The organism is Bacillus sp. BF2-3 (assembly GCF_008368795.1).
Lineage (GTDB): Bacteria > Bacillota > Bacilli > Bacillales > Bacillaceae_G > Bacillus_A > Bacillus_A cereus.
On sequence record NZ_QOSA01000001.1, the window covers coordinates 225,294 to 242,419 of the forward strand.

Consider the following 17,126-nt stretch of genomic DNA (forward strand, 5'->3'; position numbering starts at 1 on the left):
ACTTGCTATTTCTTCCACTAACCTGCCTCGTTAGTAGAAGAAGGATTTTTAAACTACTATATTATTTTTTAAATGACTTTATTGTAAATTAAACAACTTTATTATCTCTGTACAGGTGGGACTATGGAAATAAAGAAAGTAGTAATCGATGGAATCAATATTGCGGTCATTAGGAACGATAAGGTATTAATATCGGATGTTCAGCCTGCATTAGATACTATGGCAACAGTTCAATATGAGGTAGATGCGAAAAATATTATTATCCATAAATCTTTAATAAGTGAAGATTTCTTTGACCTAAAAACACGGCTTGCGGGCGATATCCTTCAAAAGTTTATAAACTACAAGGTAAAGATTGCTATTGTTGGAGATTTCTCTATGTATACTAGTAAAAGCTTAAAAGATTTTATTTATGAATGTAATAAAGGGAATGACATTTTTTACTTAGCAACTGAACAACAAGCAATTGAAAAACTAAGTACATTAAAGTAATAATTATATCCTGCTAAATTCCCCCATTTCACTTAGTTCATAATTATATACAATATAGAAGAACTGATGTTTGTGGTAAACTAAGAGATGAATAAAGGGGGAGTTTTTTTGAACAATTTTAATAATATAATCCAAAATTTAAATAATATAGTTTACAAACCTAACAACTTAATGATTACGAATCTAAAAGAAGAAAAGCAAAACGCAGAATATGTCGGATGTTTATTCCACTTAAATAACAAAACCATTCGTTTTAGAAAATCAAAAGTTACACCTAATAAAATTGGTCAATTTGTTTCTTTTTGGGAGAAAGATGAAAATATGCGAAATAGAGCTTTCTCTTATGAAGCTGCTCCTGATTTATTAGTAATCACTTGTATTGCTGATAATAAACTAGGGCAATTTATTTTTCCTAAAGAGATTCTTCTTAAAGAAAAAATATTGAGAACACAAAGTCAAACAGGGAAAATGGCAATGAGAATTTATCCTGTTTGGGATACCACTGTTAGTAATCAAGCTAAAAAGAGCCAAACGTGGCAACTTCAATATTTTGTTGATTTAAGTGATAGTAATAATTTGCCTATAGATAAACTATTAAATTTATATTCGTAGCTTTTGATTTGCCCCAAAAAGAAGTGATTACAAAAAACATGTGTAATGACACCTCCTATGTGAATCGTAATTTTTGTACCGGTACAGTTAAATGAAATGTAGATTGTTACAGTGCCCCTTAAAATTTACAATCAGCATATATTATTTAAACTTATAAATTTTTAAGGGGTGCTAAATATGACAAGTTTACAAGATCAGCTTTTCACAAGATTAAATCTTAAAAAACGTAATGATGTAACGTTTGAAGAATTACCTACCATACTCTTTTCGTTTGCGCACACTATACCATTTGAGAATTTAGATGTTATAGCACGAAATACGAATCAAATCTCTCTGGAAAACTTACGAGAGAAAATTTTAACTAGTTCCCATGGTGGACTTTGCTACGAATTAAATACTCTTTTTTACTATTTCTTAAGAGACTGTGGCTATGATGTACAACTGGCATTAGGTACGGTTTATAAAAACGATATAAATGCATGGGCACTTGAGGATGGCCATATAACAATTATTTTAACTTATGATAATGTACAGTATTTAATTGATGTAGGTATAGCTTCGTTAGTACCTCTTGTTCCTGTACCTTTTACGGGCGAGTCGGTTTCTTCAAAAAATGGTTCGTACCGGGTGAGACGGAAAGATACGAATAAAGGAAATTATGTTTTAGAAAGAATAGATGCTGCTGGGGAATGGAAAGTTTGTCATGCTTTTTATAAACATATTATTGATGAGATAGTAGTAAATGATGTTCAAAGAAGAGTGATAGAAGATGAGAAGTCTATTTTTAATAAAGGACCAATTGCAGTAAAGTTGACGAACTCTGGCCATATTTCATTAACGAATACAAGTTTAACCGAAATTATTCATGGGGAAAAAACTAAGCGTGAAATTACAGAAGATCAATATAAAGAGTTTTTATATACTTTATTTGCTATTAAGTTATGAATAATAAAGATAGCCGGTTCTTATTCAGAAGCGGCTATCTTTATTATTTTTGGTGTAAATGGTTTTCTTCTAATATGTTTCGGAAACTGCGGTATAGTTAATGTTTTTAATGTTTCCTCAGCTTCTTCATATGTATGAAAAATTGGTTCTTTTCCATCATCCCCTTGTAAAACTAGCCCTTCATCTCGGATTACATATGGCATAAAACCACCCCATCTAGTAAAGAATTATGTTCTTTTGCAGCAGAATAATACGATTTAAAGTTTGATTTTCTTAATACATATAATACACTAGAACAGTACGAAAAAGTATGTACAATGAATTTTGAATGTAAAGGAAGATTATTATGTCAGTTATTGATAAATTGAAACTTAATAAGTATACAAATATGGTCGTTATTAACGAACCAAGTGATTATGACATTTTTACAGGTAAAGAAACTGCATTCTCAAAAGAACACGATGCTATCTTTATATTTGTAGAAACGCTTGATGAAATGGTGAAACAAACGAATTTTATTATTAGTAATGAAGAATTACTAATTGAAAAAGGTTACGTATTCTTCGCATATCCGAAAAAAGGTAATGCGCGTTATAGTACGTTTATTCACCGTGATGAAATGTTTCCGGCATTAAACGTTGGAGAAGATGGTTATGTGGGAGAAAGCGATATTAAATTTGCACGAATGGTAAGTATGGATGAAGTCTTTACTGTTGTTGGTTTAAAACGTGAAAAGAAAAAAACAACAAAAACATCTGCTATGAGTCAATGTGTTGCCGATTATACCGATCGAATTAAAGATGTTGAAGCATTATTAGCTAATCATCCGAATGAACTTAAGTTTTATCAAAGTTTAACGCCTGGATACCAAAAAGATTGGGCACGTAATCTTTTTTCTGTGAAACAAGAAAAAACACGTGAAAAACGTCTAGAGAAAATGATAGAAATCCTTTCACAAGGCTATAAAACAATTGAATTATTCCGTAAGAAGAAAAAATAATGATTAAGGAAGTCACAATGCTGCAACAATTAATTGTGATGAGTACATTGAAAAAAGCATTCCTTCCATTATACTAAGGAATGTTCTTATATTTATATAATTAGCAAAAGAGAAAAGGTGTTTGAAATGAAATCGTATATTGTAGTTGGATCAGGAATTTTAGGAGCGTCTACTGCTTATCATCTTGCTAAGGCAGGTGCGAATGTTACTATCGTGGATCGCCAACAATTAGGGCAAGCAACCGATGCAGGAGCAGGTATTGTATGTCCATGGCTATCACAGCGCCGTAATAAAGCATGGTATAAAATCGTTAAAGGTGGTGCACGTTACTATTCTTCGTTAATTCAGCAATTAGAAGAAGACGGTGAAACTGACACAGGATATAATCGTGTAGGTGCAATTAGTTTACATACTGACGAGAAAAAGTTAGATCAAATGGAAGAGCGAGCTTATAAACGACGTGAAGATGCCCCGGAGATTGGTGAAATAACTCGCTTATCAGCTGAAGAAACAAAAAAATTATTCCCAGCATTATCAGACGAATATAGTTCTGTTCATATTAGTGGTGCTGCACGAGTAAATGGAAGATTATTACGCAATGCATTAATAAGTGCTGCGAAAAAACATGGTGCAACTTTCATAAAAGGCGATGCTATATTAGTCCGTGAAGGAAATCATATTACGGGAGTTACAGTAAACGATGAAACAATTTTAGCGGAAAAGGTTATTGTAACTGCAGGCGCATGGGCGAATGAAATCTTGAAACCATTAGGAATTAATTTCTTAGTTACATTCCAAAAAGGACAAATTGTTCATCTGCAAATCGAGAATACAGCAACAGAAAATATGCCAGTTGTTATGCCACCGAACGATCAATATATTTTAACGTTTGACAATGGGCATGTCGTAATTGGTGCAACACATGAGAATGATACTGGTTTCGATCATCGTGTAACAGCAGGTGGTTTACATGAAGTATTTCATAAGGCATTAACAGTTGCACCTGGCTTAGAAAATGCTACAATGCTTGAAACGAGAGTTGGATTCAGACCATTTACACCAGGATTCTTACCTGTTATCGGACCGCTACCTAACTTTGAAGGAATTCTCGTTGCGAATGGATTAGGAGCTTCGGGTTTAACAGCTGGTCCATATCTAGGAGCGGAACTTGCTAAACTAGCGCTCGGACAAACGATTGAATTAGATTTAAATGATTATGATGTTGCTGGCGCAATTGAATAATATAGGGTACTGCTAACATTTAGGAAAAACCATGCTAAACAAATTCGACAAGAAATAATCAGTTTTTCCTCTGTTAAGAGTAAGCCTGTTTATGAAAAATAAAATTATTTAAAAATAGAGGGCCGACATTATAAACCTGCATTAATAATGTAGAATTGTGATGGCGGCTCTTTATTCATATTGATTTAAAACTTATTTTCGAGAGGAGGTTAAGTAATGAGAGCACCATATCAAGTATTGATATTTCCTTATATAAAAACTGCCGATTCTATTCAATATGCCATTTTTAACCGAAGTGATTATGGTTATTGGCAAGGAATAGCTGGTGGCGGAGAAGACGGTGAGATTCCTATTGAATCAGCAAAACGGGAAGCGTTTGAAGAGGCTCGTATTACAAGAGAATGTCCATATATACAATTAGATTCTGTGTCTTCACTATCAGTAGAAGATGTAGTTGGAGGATTCCTTTGGGGAGAAGAGGTTTATGTAATAAAAGAATTTTCTTTTGGAGTTAAAGTCCCTACAAAAAACATATCATTATCTAAAGAACACTTCAATTATAAATGGTTATGCTTTGAGGAAGCAGTAACGTTTTTGAAATGGGATAGCAACAAAACAGCATTGTGGGAATTAAACAACAGACTATTAAAACAATAAAAGTTTTAGCTAACAAAGATAGTAGTGGAACAAGAATTGAACCATTAACAAACCTTTGCTACACTTCTAAACAATGTTTTATAGATTTGGCATGGGTAATGAACGAAGAGAACTTGTACTAAGAAAAGCCCTATACAGTTGACTCTGAAAAAATGAAAATAATTAGAAATATTTTTATATCGTACGGTTTTTGGCTATGAATAACGGAATAAATATTAAGTATTCAACAGTTTAAATAAAACGAGTTAGCTTTTTATTTTAAGAAGAAAGATGACTCGTTTTATGCTAAAATTCGCTTAGTGTATATTTTCGTTAAAATGTGGGTGGGCCCCCTTTTAGCAAAACCGGAGTGGGAATGATGAGTATAAATAGTTTTGTGGGATTGATAAATGACGAATTATTAAAAGAGGTAAGCATCCGAAGTGAGGATGAATTCGAGCCTGTAGTAGTTAAAGATATTCCTAGACTTTGGAAGTGTTTAGGAACAGGTAATTATGCCGCAGTATTCATGCACAGAGAATACAAAGATTGGGTAGTGAAAGTTTACGTGCGAGAAGGAGAAGGAATTGAAAAAGAGTCAGAAGTATACCGAAGAATTGGAAATCATCCTTCTTATTCAAAGCTTATATATAAAGGAGAAAATTTCATAGTATTGAAACGTTTAAAAGAAATTACCTTATACGATGCTATTCATAAGGGTATTAAAATTCCTAAGCAAGTAATACTTGATATTAATGAGGCTTTAGAGTATGCGAGGGAACAAGGGTTAACTCCTTGTGATGTTCACGGGAAAAATGTGATGATGGAAAAAGGAAGGGGATATGTAGTCGATGTATCTGATTTCTTAAAAACAAAAGAAGATAGTAAGTGGAGAGACCTAGAAAAGGCATATTTCACCTTTTATTTTCCTTTCATATATAAATTACCTTTCCCGGTTAAAATACCGTATTTTATGTTAAACATTGTTAGACGTTCGTATAGAAAATATAAGAAGCTTAAAAAGAAATTCAAATTGTAAAAGGACCACATACTTATCTTTAAGTTAGATAAGTGAATCAATAGTAAAATTAGTACCGTATATTTCAGATATGTCTAATATGTACGGTACTAATTTTATAACTTCATGAAGTAATCAGTAGGCTTTATTTTCTTCTTCAAACTCTTTATTCTTTTTCTCTAACTTTTCAATTATTGACTTTAATGTAAAATCAGCGGTAGTCTTTGACAAAAAAATAAAGTACTAGATTGCTGCTGGTTAACTAGACTAGCGTAATCACTTATCACTTATCATTGTTTCACATTCATTATTTTATCTTCCATATCCTTATCCCGAGTATTGGTATAAGCGACATAACTGTATTCTATTTTGCTCATTTTTAGCTCCGTGTTATGTTTAGTCTGCTCCTCTCTCTTTGACGAACATCCATAATCCAATTGCAAAGAAAAACAAAATATAGGTGATATCTATCGCTAACGACATAAGTAAGCCAACTAATTCCGATTTATATTGTGACGTGCTCCAATAGACACTTAAATCATCATGATGAATGAATAGAATGTGTGTCCATGATGTAGATAAGAGACTACCTCCAAATATCATTTGTAAAAAGTATAGCACTAAGCTACTGCCTACTGCGATAGCAGCTGATCTCGTCCACACGCCAATCAAGGATGCTAGACTTGCATATAGGCAACATTGCAATGCGATTGCTCCAATAGAATATATAACATCCGTCATGTCGCCCCATTGTATGTTTTGGGGAGCCATCAGAAGATTCGCTAACAAAGAAACAATGCATATATTAACAATACCCGTAATGATGAGCAAAATCATCGCAGCAATTTTTGCAACATACAACCGTGAGCGCGAGGACGTATGCAGGAACAGTTGTTTCAAAGTTCCATATTGATACTCATCCGTCCAAATAAGAGGTGACAAAACAATCGCCCAAGGTAGAATAACAAGCATTCCCGATAGGCCAAGCAAAGCATTTACTATTTGAGCCACCGTATCATCAGCCTTGAGATCACTGGTGTATGCCCAAGATAACAGTACCGTCATCACAATAAAACCAATGTGTGAAAGAATAAAGATTCTTTTATTCACTATCTTCAAACATTCATTCCATAACAACTTAACTCACCTCACCACGCGCAGTTGTCCATTTTAAAAACTTATCCTCTAAACTCGTATGTGTCGACAACACCCGATGAACTTCCACCCCGGGAGCACACAATGCTCGAATCAACATTGGAACTTGCCCTTCATCAATAGCTACTGTTATAGTATGCACACCGTTAGATAATTTCTCTGTCTGCATATAATCCAATGCATGATGATCTTCCCCAAACAAGTTAACCAAAACTTCGCTTGTAAGCTCAACATTATCAATGTGAAGAGTGATACAGAATTCCCCATCATTTAAGCCATCATCAATCCTTTGCTCTGTCACTAAGCAGCCATTCTGCATAATAACCACTCGACGTGCCATCTGCTCAATCTCAGACAGTTGATGACTGGAAATCACAATTGCTACGCCCAAATCTGTCGCAATTCTATTTAAATAGTTCCGGGTTTCACGGACACCAGCAGGATCAAGTGCATTCATCGGCTCATCTAACACAAGCAACTTTGGCTTTCGCAGTAGTGCTTGTGCAATTCCCAAGCGTTGTTTCATTCCCATGGAATACGTGCCTACTCGCTGATCAAGCGCATGTTCTATGCCGGTTAGACTGGCTACCTCCAGCAACCAGTCCTTACTTGCATTTTTGTGCAAACGCTGATATTGTCGTAAATTTTCATACCCACTCAAATAAGGATAGAATGCAGGTGCTTCAATCACAGCCCCTACATTGAGGATTGCTTTAGAAAACTGACTTTTAATACTGTAACCTGCAATTTGCACGTCCCCGGCACTTATTGTGCTTAGACCAACTATCATCTTCATCGTGGTTGTCTTGCCCGCTCCGTTCGCACCAAGTAGTCCAATAATTTCTCCCGCTACCATATCGAACGATATGTCTTGTACAATCAACTTGCCCTTGATTTCTTTCGTTAGGTGTTGCACCGATAGTACTGTTTTCAATAGTCCCACTCCTTACAATATAAGTACAATCCCATTTCATGAATTCATTAAGAACAGCCTGTAAAGAAAAATCAGATTTGTCGCAACCGCACCTTTTGATTGATAAAATTTCGTTAAACCTTTTACTTCATTAACACTCATTTTCATATCATCTTATTTGTTTTCTTCTTATCCTTACTATAGAAAAAATTGGCGAATGAAACGAGTGATTTCCCTTACAAAATAGTTCGTTATCTTACAGTTTTGTCATTTTTCACATCATTTTGTGATACCTGGGATACTATCCACATCGTCATCAACTTAAGAAATTGATTCTTCCCCAAAACGGAAAAACGAGCCGAATTCTCATAAATAATTGTGAAAATGTAAAGTTCTCGTTAAGGGGGTGTCTTAAAATCTTAGCTTACTGGGCATATGGTGCTACCTCAAAATATAAAAAGATTAGGAGTGAATCCTAATCTTTTTATTTATACATATTTTTGTTAGTTATATCACTATCAATTCCAAAACGGGATATTTTGAATAAATGAAACCGTTAAAATAAGTGTTGATACGGAACCAGCAGTTACTAAAGTTACTATTTTTCGTCCATTCTGTTCTTTTGAAGGTTTTATAAGTTCTGTAATTAACAAAATCCATATTATGATAGATACTATTGAAATAATATTTATAGACATATGTAACACATCCCTTCGTGTTTTTACATAAATATTTCTGCTTTTATAAAATAAAAGCAATTTAACAAGAAAATATGTAACGCATTAAAAATCAATATTTCCCTGTTAAACCACCTTTTTTAAATAGAAATACGACTGATAAAACGATAACAACAGCCTTCAAACTGCCCCAATATGGATAAATAGCATGATCTGTTAGACTAGCATATTGAAAAATATTCTCTAAACCGAAAATTCCTATCATGACTGCTAAAATGAATGAAGCTGATCCATACGTCCCGTTATGATAGAGGGTAAATAAATAGACTGCGAAAATTAGTGGTAAGATGATTTGTAGTACGATTATCATAGTTCGTCCCCCATATTATTTATAATTATATTATATACAAAATTGTAATAAAAAGGAATACGACTTATTTGATACTAACAGAACTACTCTAATCATATTCTTCTATAAAAAGAAGAAAAAGGGGTGTACAGTTAATTGACAAAAGTTAAAGTTAGTTTACGACCCATTGTTCATAATATAAATTTACCAACCGTATTGAAAACAACAATACTTCCAGGCGAATCGACCGAAAGACTATTTATCGCAACCCAATTAGGAGAGATTTTTTACATAGGGAATGGAGTTATAAAGATATTTTTAGATATTCGTCACCTAATTATTAAATTAGGTACATTTGAAGAAGGTGTTTCTAGTAGCGGTTATGATGAACGCGGATTGCTTGGACTTGCGTTCCATCCACAATTTTATCAAAATGGGTTATTTTATCTTCATTATTCAGTAGCTGGAACTCAAGGACCAGGTGCATTTTCTGAGCAATTTAAACCGAATCCTTGTGACCCTAAAACGTTAAATTTAAAGTGGGTTAATAGAAATACGCAATATGATCACATTGATACAGTAGAAGAATGGACTTTACAATCTAATGGTCAAGCTCAAAAGCGACGAACATTACTGAATGTAAGAAGACCATTTTTTAATCATAACGGAGTCAATAGTTTAAACTTTTCACCTGAGACTGGAAAACTTGTTTTTACAAATGGAGATGGCGGATCAGGTTATGATCCATTTAATTTAAGCCAAGATGATTTAGAAATAGCAGGTAAAATAATTGAAATCGATGTAAGTAAAAATACATTTATAAATAACCCTCCTGTAGTTACACGCTTTAATGAACTCCCTTTATCTATACAAGAAACACTTACAGTAATTGCAAAAGGAGTACGTAATATAACCGGCATTTCATTTCAAAGGTTTTATAATCAATATATCAAATACGCCGGAAATGTCGGACAAGATATTGTAGAGTCTATTTTTTCATTTATTCAATATAAACCTATACCGGTTACAGAACTTGTTCAAATGCATTTTATGAGGTTAACTCCCAATCAAGATGGGGTTATCAATTTTGGGTGGCGAGGATGGGAAGGGGATTTACCTACTTCTTTTATACGGCATTGTTCCGAAAATCAGACTTTGGATGAAAGAACAATGACTTATTATGATGAAACAATACAAACTTCAGCGAGGCGTATTCTGCCTCTACTTAGTTATTTTCATAAAGATTCTAGAACAGATAAGTTTGGAGGAACTTCACTTACAGGAGTTCAGCCATATATGGGAAATGCAATTCCAAATTTAACAGGTAGCGTTGTTTTTACTGACCTTGCCAAGAAAGGAGAATCTCAGTCTCCAATTAAGGGTGTTTTAGCCTATACTAGAGCAGGTACAGACGGTAAACACGCTGACTTTCATGCTATTGAAACCAATTATGATTTTGGTACGCAAGCAGCTTATTATATGAGTTTAGGAACAAATTTGAATCAAACTAAATTATATTTAGGAGTTTACGGTTCTATGAAAGTAACTGATTTTAATAAAGGTACCATTTTTGAAATTATTCCCTGATACGATATACACTCGTAGTTTAATAATCCAAGGAATTTATTTTGTTTTAAAACGCACAATTTATCCCCCTAAAAGCCTTTTATTATATAGTAATTCATAACAAGTAGAAAGCAGCTCATAAACCACTAGTGTATGAATAATATAGAAAGTAATGAATGAGGCATCTTTAGGGGGAGATATTGATGAATTGGTTTGTACGTTATTGGTATCAACTGATGATAGAGCATGATACGAGCTTTGTTCATAAAAGAAAATTGTCCCTTGCGAATAAGTTAGTACTTACAGCTTTGATGAGTACATTAGCCACCATGTTTCAAGCAGCAGGAAACCTAGTTCCTGGTATAGGTTTGCTCATTAGTCCATTTTCGACATTACCGATTTTTTTTGCTATTTTCTATTCTATTCGTGAGGGAATACTTTCTTATATTCTTACTATTTTTCTATTATTTATTATTGAGCCAAGTGAACTAATTGTCTTTCCTTTTACTACAGGCTTATTAGGTCTAGCCTTAGGAGTATCCTTTTTAAAATTAAAGAGGAGAATTTGGATTGTTTCCTTTTCAGCAACTTGTCTAATTATTGGTATTATGATTGTTCTCGATGTTTTCCGTTTTCCGGTACTTGGTCCTGCTGTTCATACAACTATGGATATAAAAATTATTTTATCAATATCTATAATGAGCTTTCTATACTGTTGGATTTATGCAGGTTTTTGCAGAATAATGATGAATAGATTATATAAAGTGTTGTATTGACAATGGCATAATGAGGATTGGAGATTGAATTCATGACTAACGTTGCAGTTAGAAGACCGAATTTGAATGATGTAGATGAACTATATTTATTTTTCCGTATCGTTATTACGAATACATACAAAAATGAAGGATTGTCACAATCATTGGATGACATAGAAAATGAAATTAACTCAAAAAAGCAGTATTTGAAAAGTGATTTTGATAGTAACGGAGAAGGTCGTTACTTTTTATTAGCAATTGATACAAGTAACGATAAAATCATTGGAACAATCGAAATCGGTCCAGCAAGTACATTGATTAATAGTTGTACAGGTGGTGTACTTAAAAATTTGTATGAAATAGGAACTGTATTCATACTTCCGGAGTATCAGAGAAAGGGAATAGGGAGTTTATTACTACATACAATGTTTCTTACATTACTTAGCAGAGGGATAACAGAATATTGTTTAGATAGTGGATATAAAGATGCGCAAAGTATATGGACGAAAAAGTTTGGAAAACCTAGCTATGTATTGAAAGATTACTGGGGAGAATCCAGCGATCATATGATTTGGAAGAAAAGTTTACATGATACACCTATAATATTTGAATTATAAAATGAAATATGCCTCTGAACATAGCTTTTCTTACTTATGTATGCTATTATTTATCTTTATAATAAAAGAGGACGTGAATGAACTTGATTAAAATTAATATTCCTGAAGCTGATGTTTCAATTACTGAACGTAAACAAGTTATTAAAGGAGACGAGCCAATCATTACTCCAATTAATGGATTTATCGATTTCCACTTGTTCCCTAGAGATAAAGGCGGCATTTTTATGTTTTACAATATTAATGACGAACTTCTTTTCGTAGGTAAAGCTCGTAAAATTAGACAACGTATTAAGAAGCATTTTGAAGATAATGTTTCACCAATTAAAAATCACCGTGATGAAGTATACCGCATTGATGCATGTATCGTAGAAGATCCAACAGAAAGAGAAATTTACGAAACATATATCATTAATGAATACAAAGCGAAATATAACGTTGATAAAGTATTCTACAAATAATCAACATTAATAAAAAGCAATCCTAGCTAATATGCCAGGATTGTTTTTTATTTAGATTTATTCTTCATATCTTTCTCCTTTTTTCAAATGATTAGCAGCAACAAAACAGATTACACCTATAAATATAAGTACAATACCAACCGTTTTATGTTTTCCCTCAAAGAAAGGAATATCTGAAATAACCTTTGTCATACATAGTCCTAAAAATACAAGGATAGGGCCCACCCAAAGTAATACATTACCGAATTTTGTGTGCTTCCACATAATAACCCTCCTTAACCCTCTTTACATATATATCCATAAATGAAAAGTAAATTCATAGAGAAATATAGTTTTTTTCATATCGAAAATTTAACCCTCATATATTGGTACAAGCAAAAGAGAAAGGAGACCATCATGAATTGGTTAGAAGCTTTCATACTAGGTATAATTCAAGGTTTAACAGAATTTTTACCAATCAGTAGTACCGGACATCTTTATTTAGGAAGGCATTTGTTCCGATTAGATGAGGCTGGCTTATTTTTAGATACGATGCTGCATATTGGGACTTTACTTGCGGTTTTTATTTATTATAAAAAAGAATTTATATATTTAATTAAAAACCCATTTTCAAAGCTCATGTTATTACTTATCGTTGGGACAATACCCGCAGTTGTAATTGGTTTATTGTTTAAAGATTTCTTTGAAGATATTTCAAAAACAGGAATCACGATCGGTTGGGAGTTTTTAGTGACCGGATTCTTTCTTTACACGGCAGATAAACAAAAGAATGGTCGTAAAAAAATGGATGACATAACATATAAAGACGCATTAATTATCGGTTCATTTCAAGCTGCTGCTATTTTTCCAGCCATTTCCCGTTCTGGAATGACAATTGTCGCTGCATTATGGAGAAAATTAGACCGTGAAACTGCTGCTTACTTTTCTTTTTTACTATCGACACCAGCCATTGTTGGAGCTATCATTTTGCAATTTGTAGACGTTTTTCAAGGGAAAGCAGAATCTATTTCTAGTACATCTTTAATTGTCGGAACGTTATCAGCAGCATTTTTTGGATACATAGCCGTTTCATGGATGATTCAATATTTAAAACGTCACTCTTTAAAAGTATTCGCGTATTACGTATGGGGATTAGGTATTTTAATTTTAATGTTGCAATTTACTGATGTATTTTAAGTATAATGATAAAGAAGTTAATTAGTTTAAGATCCTGTTTCATTCATACAAGGCAGGATCTCTTTTTATTAAGGGGGAAAATATGTTTAATAAGGCTATCGTTATTGGTGGAAGTATAGCAGGAAAGTTTGCAGCAAAAGCATTATCAACTTCTTTTAAAGAAGTAATCATTATAGAAGCTGGTGAAAGGTGGGATGGAAAGTCTTCGAGAAAAAGAGTTCCACAAAGTAATCATCCTCACGTGTTATTAAAAGGTGGAGAAAACGCAATTGAAGAATTGTTTCCTAATATTACGAATGAATTAATAGAAGCAGGTAGTATCGTAAATAACTTTACTCGTGATTTAAAATGGCATCAATTTGGTTTATGGAAACAGCCATTCATAGGGGAAGTACATATGATTCAACAAAGTCGTCCTTTGCTAGAATGGCATATTCAAAAACGAATACATCAAATTTCAAATATTACTATTAAATATGAAACATTGGTTAAAGGGTTATTGGTAGATGCAAAGCTTAACAAAGTGTGTGGAGTAAAAGTTAAATATTTAGAGACAGACATACAAGAAGAAGTTCATGCAGACCTTGTAGTTGATGCGAGTGGATTTGGCTCAAAAAGTATAGAGTGGTTACGAGAATACGAAATTGAAGTACAAGAAGAGAAAGTTCGTATTGATTTATTTTACGCAACGAAAATGTTCAAACTTAAAGAAAATGAGAAATTAGACTGTTGCAATGTGCTAATGTCTCCGAGTTTCCCTGATAACCCTTATGGCGTTCTTATTCAAACGATAGAAGATAATCGTTATTTTGTTACTTTCAGTGGATACGCAAACGAGAAAGCACCACAAACAGATGATGAGTTTTATGATTTTGCTGAAAACCTATCAATTTCTAATGTTACAGACTTCCTAAACAAGGCTGAGGGAATTACTGATATAAAGACATACAAAATTCCCTATCAAGTACGCCGGCGATTTGATTTAGTGAATAATGTACCAGAAGGCTTATTAGTTGTTGGAGATGCGCAATGTCGTTTTGATCCCGTTTTCGGCCAAGGCGTATCAGTTGCTGCTATGGAGGCTCACCAGTTGCAATTACTTCTGCAAGGTAGAAAACAACTTGATAAAACATTTACACAACAATTTTATAAAAAGGCAGCTAATATAATAGAAACCCCATGGGATATGACAACAACGGAAATATCACGTCATCCGCAACTAAAGAGAGAATTAACTACAAAACAAAAATTTCAGCTATGGTATACGAAACAAATATATCGACTATCCGCAAGTAATTCTGATGTTTATATTCGGTTAGTACGAGTGATGAATTTAATTCGTAGTCCATTTCATCTTTTTCATCCGAAAGTGCTACTATCTGTATTACTTAATCGAAAGTAATAGCAGGAATATAATTGATTAAAAAAGAATGTATAACAGTTAGTAAATCTAGAAGGAGAATACGGGATGGAAATATACATAGAGCAACTAAAGAAACAAGATGCTAAGGATTTATTTACGTTTGAACTTACGAATAAATCTTTTTTTGAAACAATGGTGCCAAATCGTGGCTCAAAATATTTTGAATTTGAATATTTCCAAAAACTACTAGACGATTTATTAATAGAACAAGCAGATGGAGATTCTTATTTTTATTTAATTCGTAATGAAGAAAAAGAAATTATAGGGCGAATTAATTTAGTAGATATAGATACGGAAACTCAAATTAGTTCGCTAGGGTATCGGGTCGGAGAAAAATTTACTAAAAAAGGAGTTGCTACAGCAGCCGTAAAATTAATTTTAGATGTAGCGAAAAATAATGAAATTACTGAAGTTCATGCTAAAACAACGACTAATAATCTCGCATCACAAATTGTACTAGAAAAAAGCGGATTTTCTTCTTATCAAAACGAATCAGATACAACTTCTGTAGAATTAAATGGAGAACATGTGAAGTTTGTACACTATATTTGGAGAAATACTTCACGCTTATAATAAGGAGGACTTATTCATGAATGATTTACGTTATCCAATTGGCCAATTTACATACAAACGTCCTATAACTGAAGAAATGATTGATACATGGATTCAAGAAATTGAAGATTTACCAAATGAACTAACAAAGGCAATTAAAGATTTAGATCAGAAGCAGTTAGATACACCATATCGCGTTGGAGGTTGGACTGTACGTCAAGTAGTTCATCACGTCGTTGATAGTCATATGAATAGCTACATACGCTTTAAATTAGCACTGACAGAAAAGAATCCCACTATTAAGCCGTATAAAGAAGAGAAGTGGGCAGAGTTACCCGATTCAAAATTACCGGTAGATGTTTCACTAGTAATGCTAGATTCATTACATAAAAGATGGGTTAACCTTTTATATTCTCTAGAAATTGAAGATTTAGAAAAGACATTTAACCATCCTGAAACTGGTGAAACAAAACTTGCTGTTGCAATAGGACTATACGCATGGCATGGTCGTCATCATACCGCTCATATTACCTCGTTAAGAAAGCGACTAAATTGGTAACATGGAGATTACATTAGAGAAGGCGACAGAAACTGATGCAGAAGTTATATTTCAAATGCAAATAGACTCATTTAGCTCTTTATTACATAAATATAAAGACTATGAAACAAATCCAGCAAATGAAACTATTGAAAAAACTATTTTTAGAATAAATAATCCCAGCAGTAATTTTTATAAGGTGATAATAGATTCGAAACTTGTTGGAGCGATATGTATATCCGCAAAAGAACTACCTTATAAATTTTGGATTAGTCCAATGTTTATTCATCCAATCTATCAAGGGAAAGGAATTGCTCAGAAGGTACTTATTTTAATTGAAGAAATGTTTCCAGAAGCACGAAGTTTTGAACTTGCTACGATTTTAGAAGAAGAAAGAAATTGTTTTCTATACGAGAAAATGGGGTATAAAAGAACAGAAGTAATAAAGAAATTAAATGATAAAACTACACTTGTTTATTACAAAAAAGAAAGGTAAAGCATTTAAAATACGCTTTACCTTTTTATGTTATTTTAGATTAAATATACAAAAACAATGTATGTTCTTCCAAAATACTCGGGTTAGTAATTTTAAAAAATGAATAAAAATACAAAAACCACTACTTTGTCGTAAAGGTTACTAACGCTTTTTGAATGCTTAAAATACTATCGTCACCTTTAAATTCTTTCGTAATTGGATCCTCCATACTAGACACCCAAATTTTAAGTTCTGCATCTAAATCAAAATGCCCAGCCGTTTCGATGCTATATTGTGTAATACTTTTATAAGGAATAGAATGGTATTCTGTTTTTTTGCCAGTTACTCCTTGTTTATCTACTAAAATAAGACGACGATTTGTAAATACGATTAGATCACGAATTAATTTATAAGCATGCTCTACTTTTTCATCATCTAGCATAATCTTCTCTAAATCACGTTCTACACTTTCAGAACTCGTATTTGATGCATTTCCTAAAATACCGCTAAATAAACCCATATTAAAT

Annotated in this window: 22 protein-coding genes and 1 pseudogene; 16 read left to right on the top strand and 7 right to left on the bottom strand. The window is 33.1% G+C overall.

The window, feature by feature from the left end:
• The first annotated feature begins 123 nt into the window (after positions 1-123).
• The 3 genes from DN401_RS01195 (at position 124) to DN401_RS01205 (ending at position 2,049) form a co-directional block, all read left to right on the top strand.
• Positions 124-492: a DUF4180 domain-containing protein gene (locus DN401_RS01195; RefSeq protein WP_127063990.1), complete on the top strand. Its 369-nt coding sequence runs from the start codon at positions 124-126 to the stop codon at positions 490-492.
• Between the two features lie 108 nt (positions 493-600).
• Complete coding sequence (locus DN401_RS01200) at positions 601-1,104, top strand: MepB family protein (protein ID WP_001058868.1); 504 nt, start codon at positions 601-603, stop codon at positions 1,102-1,104.
• A gap of 177 nt (positions 1,105-1,281) precedes the next feature.
• Complete coding sequence (locus tag DN401_RS01205) at positions 1,282-2,049, top strand: arylamine N-acetyltransferase family protein (protein ID WP_000202744.1); 768 nt, start codon at positions 1,282-1,284, stop codon at positions 2,047-2,049.
• A 20-nt stretch (positions 2,050-2,069) separates the two neighbouring features.
• On the opposite strand, the gene DN401_RS01210 is transcribed toward DN401_RS01205, so the two are convergent.
• Positions 2,070-2,252 carry a hypothetical protein gene (locus DN401_RS01210; RefSeq protein ID WP_001147158.1) on the bottom strand — a complete coding sequence of 61 codons (183 nt, stop codon included), beginning with the start codon at positions 2,250-2,252 and terminating at the stop codon, positions 2,070-2,072.
• A 143-nt stretch (positions 2,253-2,395) separates the two neighbouring features.
• Here DN401_RS01210 and DN401_RS01215 point away from each other — a divergent pair, with 143 nt between their 5' ends.
• The 4 genes from DN401_RS01215 to DN401_RS01230 all read left to right on the top strand — a co-directional run bounded on the left by DN401_RS01215 (position 2,396) and on the right by DN401_RS01230 (position 5,966).
• A complete protein-coding gene (locus DN401_RS01215) occupies positions 2,396-3,049 on the top strand; it encodes a YdeI/OmpD-associated family protein (RefSeq protein WP_000110847.1) in 654 nt (217 codons plus the stop codon).
• Between the two features lie 126 nt (positions 3,050-3,175).
• Entirely contained in the window at positions 3,176-4,291 is a 1,116-nt protein-coding gene (locus DN401_RS01220; RefSeq protein ID WP_000844381.1) for an NAD(P)/FAD-dependent oxidoreductase, read from the top strand.
• Positions 4,292-4,507: 216 nt separating this feature from the next.
• Entirely contained in the window at positions 4,508-4,948 is a 441-nt protein-coding gene (locus tag DN401_RS01225) for an NUDIX hydrolase (protein ID WP_149287447.1), read from the top strand.
• Between the two features lie 358 nt (positions 4,949-5,306).
• Entirely contained in the window at positions 5,307-5,966 is a 660-nt protein-coding gene (locus DN401_RS01230) for a protein kinase family protein (RefSeq protein WP_000026539.1), read from the top strand.
• A 375-nt stretch (positions 5,967-6,341) separates the two neighbouring features.
• Here DN401_RS01230 and DN401_RS01235 read toward each other — a convergent pair whose 3' ends face one another.
• From DN401_RS01235 to DN401_RS01250, 4 genes are all read right to left on the bottom strand, one after another.
• Entirely contained in the window at positions 6,342-7,082 is a 741-nt protein-coding gene (locus tag DN401_RS01235; protein ID WP_000964516.1) for an ABC transporter permease, read from the bottom strand.
• A 1-nt stretch (position 7,083) separates the two neighbouring features.
• Positions 7,084-8,034 (bottom strand): ABC transporter ATP-binding protein, encoded by a 951-nt coding sequence (locus tag DN401_RS01240; RefSeq protein WP_149287448.1) that lies wholly within the window; start codon positions 8,032-8,034, stop codon positions 7,084-7,086.
• Between the two features lie 497 nt (positions 8,035-8,531).
• On the bottom strand, positions 8,532-8,711 hold the full coding sequence (locus tag DN401_RS01245; RefSeq protein ID WP_000026315.1) for a hypothetical protein: 180 nt from the start codon (positions 8,709-8,711) through the stop codon (positions 8,532-8,534).
• 91 nt (positions 8,712-8,802) lie between these two features.
• Positions 8,803-9,060, bottom strand: coding sequence for a hypothetical protein (locus DN401_RS01250; protein ID WP_000587696.1), 258 nt, complete (start codon positions 9,058-9,060; stop codon positions 8,803-8,805).
• Between the two features lie 135 nt (positions 9,061-9,195).
• Between DN401_RS01250 and DN401_RS01255 the strand changes: the two genes are divergently transcribed.
• The 4 genes from DN401_RS01255 to DN401_RS01270 all read left to right on the top strand — a co-directional run bounded on the left by DN401_RS01255 (position 9,196) and on the right by DN401_RS01270 (position 12,435).
• A complete protein-coding gene (locus tag DN401_RS01255) occupies positions 9,196-10,626 on the top strand; it encodes a PQQ-dependent sugar dehydrogenase (protein ID WP_149287449.1) in 1,431 nt (476 codons plus the stop codon).
• Between the two features lie 182 nt (positions 10,627-10,808).
• On the top strand, positions 10,809-11,381 hold the full coding sequence (locus DN401_RS01260; protein WP_001103998.1) for a YybS family protein: 573 nt from the start codon (positions 10,809-10,811) through the stop codon (positions 11,379-11,381).
• A 32-nt stretch (positions 11,382-11,413) separates the two neighbouring features.
• Positions 11,414-11,977, top strand: coding sequence for a GNAT family N-acetyltransferase (locus DN401_RS01265; protein ID WP_136363442.1), 564 nt, complete (start codon positions 11,414-11,416; stop codon positions 11,975-11,977).
• A gap of 77 nt (positions 11,978-12,054) precedes the next feature.
• Positions 12,055-12,435: a nucleotide excision repair endonuclease gene (locus DN401_RS01270; protein ID WP_001048941.1), complete on the top strand. Its 381-nt coding sequence runs from the start codon at positions 12,055-12,057 to the stop codon at positions 12,433-12,435.
• Positions 12,436-12,492: 57 nt separating this feature from the next.
• Here DN401_RS01270 and DN401_RS01275 read toward each other — a convergent pair whose 3' ends face one another.
• Positions 12,493-12,699, bottom strand: a complete 207-nt coding sequence (locus DN401_RS01275; RefSeq protein WP_000265473.1) for a hypothetical protein — start codon at positions 12,697-12,699, stop codon at positions 12,493-12,495.
• A gap of 132 nt (positions 12,700-12,831) precedes the next feature.
• Here DN401_RS01275 and DN401_RS01280 point away from each other — a divergent pair, with 132 nt between their 5' ends.
• The 5 genes and pseudogenes from DN401_RS01280 to DN401_RS01300 all read left to right on the top strand — a co-directional run.
• Positions 12,832-13,611, top strand: coding sequence for an undecaprenyl-diphosphate phosphatase (locus tag DN401_RS01280; protein WP_001104304.1), 780 nt, complete (start codon positions 12,832-12,834; stop codon positions 13,609-13,611).
• Between the two features lie 82 nt (positions 13,612-13,693).
• Positions 13,694-15,013: an FAD-dependent oxidoreductase gene (locus tag DN401_RS01285; protein ID WP_000482021.1), complete on the top strand. Its 1,320-nt coding sequence runs from the start codon at positions 13,694-13,696 to the stop codon at positions 15,011-15,013.
• Between the two features lie 66 nt (positions 15,014-15,079).
• On the top strand, positions 15,080-15,607 hold the full coding sequence (locus tag DN401_RS01290) for a GNAT family N-acetyltransferase (RefSeq protein WP_000409234.1): 528 nt from the start codon (positions 15,080-15,082) through the stop codon (positions 15,605-15,607).
• 16 nt (positions 15,608-15,623) lie between these two features.
• Positions 15,624-16,145: a YfiT family bacillithiol transferase gene (locus DN401_RS01295; RefSeq protein ID WP_000999070.1), complete on the top strand. Its 522-nt coding sequence runs from the start codon at positions 15,624-15,626 to the stop codon at positions 16,143-16,145.
• A gap of 1 nt (position 16,146) precedes the next feature.
• Positions 16,147-16,620, top strand: a pseudogene (locus tag DN401_RS01300) (GNAT family N-acetyltransferase); the annotation flags it as partial.
• Between the two features lie 121 nt (positions 16,621-16,741).
• On the opposite strand, the gene DN401_RS01305 reads toward DN401_RS01300, so the two are convergent.
• The gene (locus DN401_RS01305) at positions 16,742-17,119 is read right to left on the bottom strand and encodes a PH domain-containing protein (RefSeq protein ID WP_000522472.1); all 378 of its coding nucleotides are present in this window, start codon (positions 17,117-17,119) and stop codon (positions 16,742-16,744) included.
• Positions 17,120-17,126: the final 7 nt, after the last annotated feature.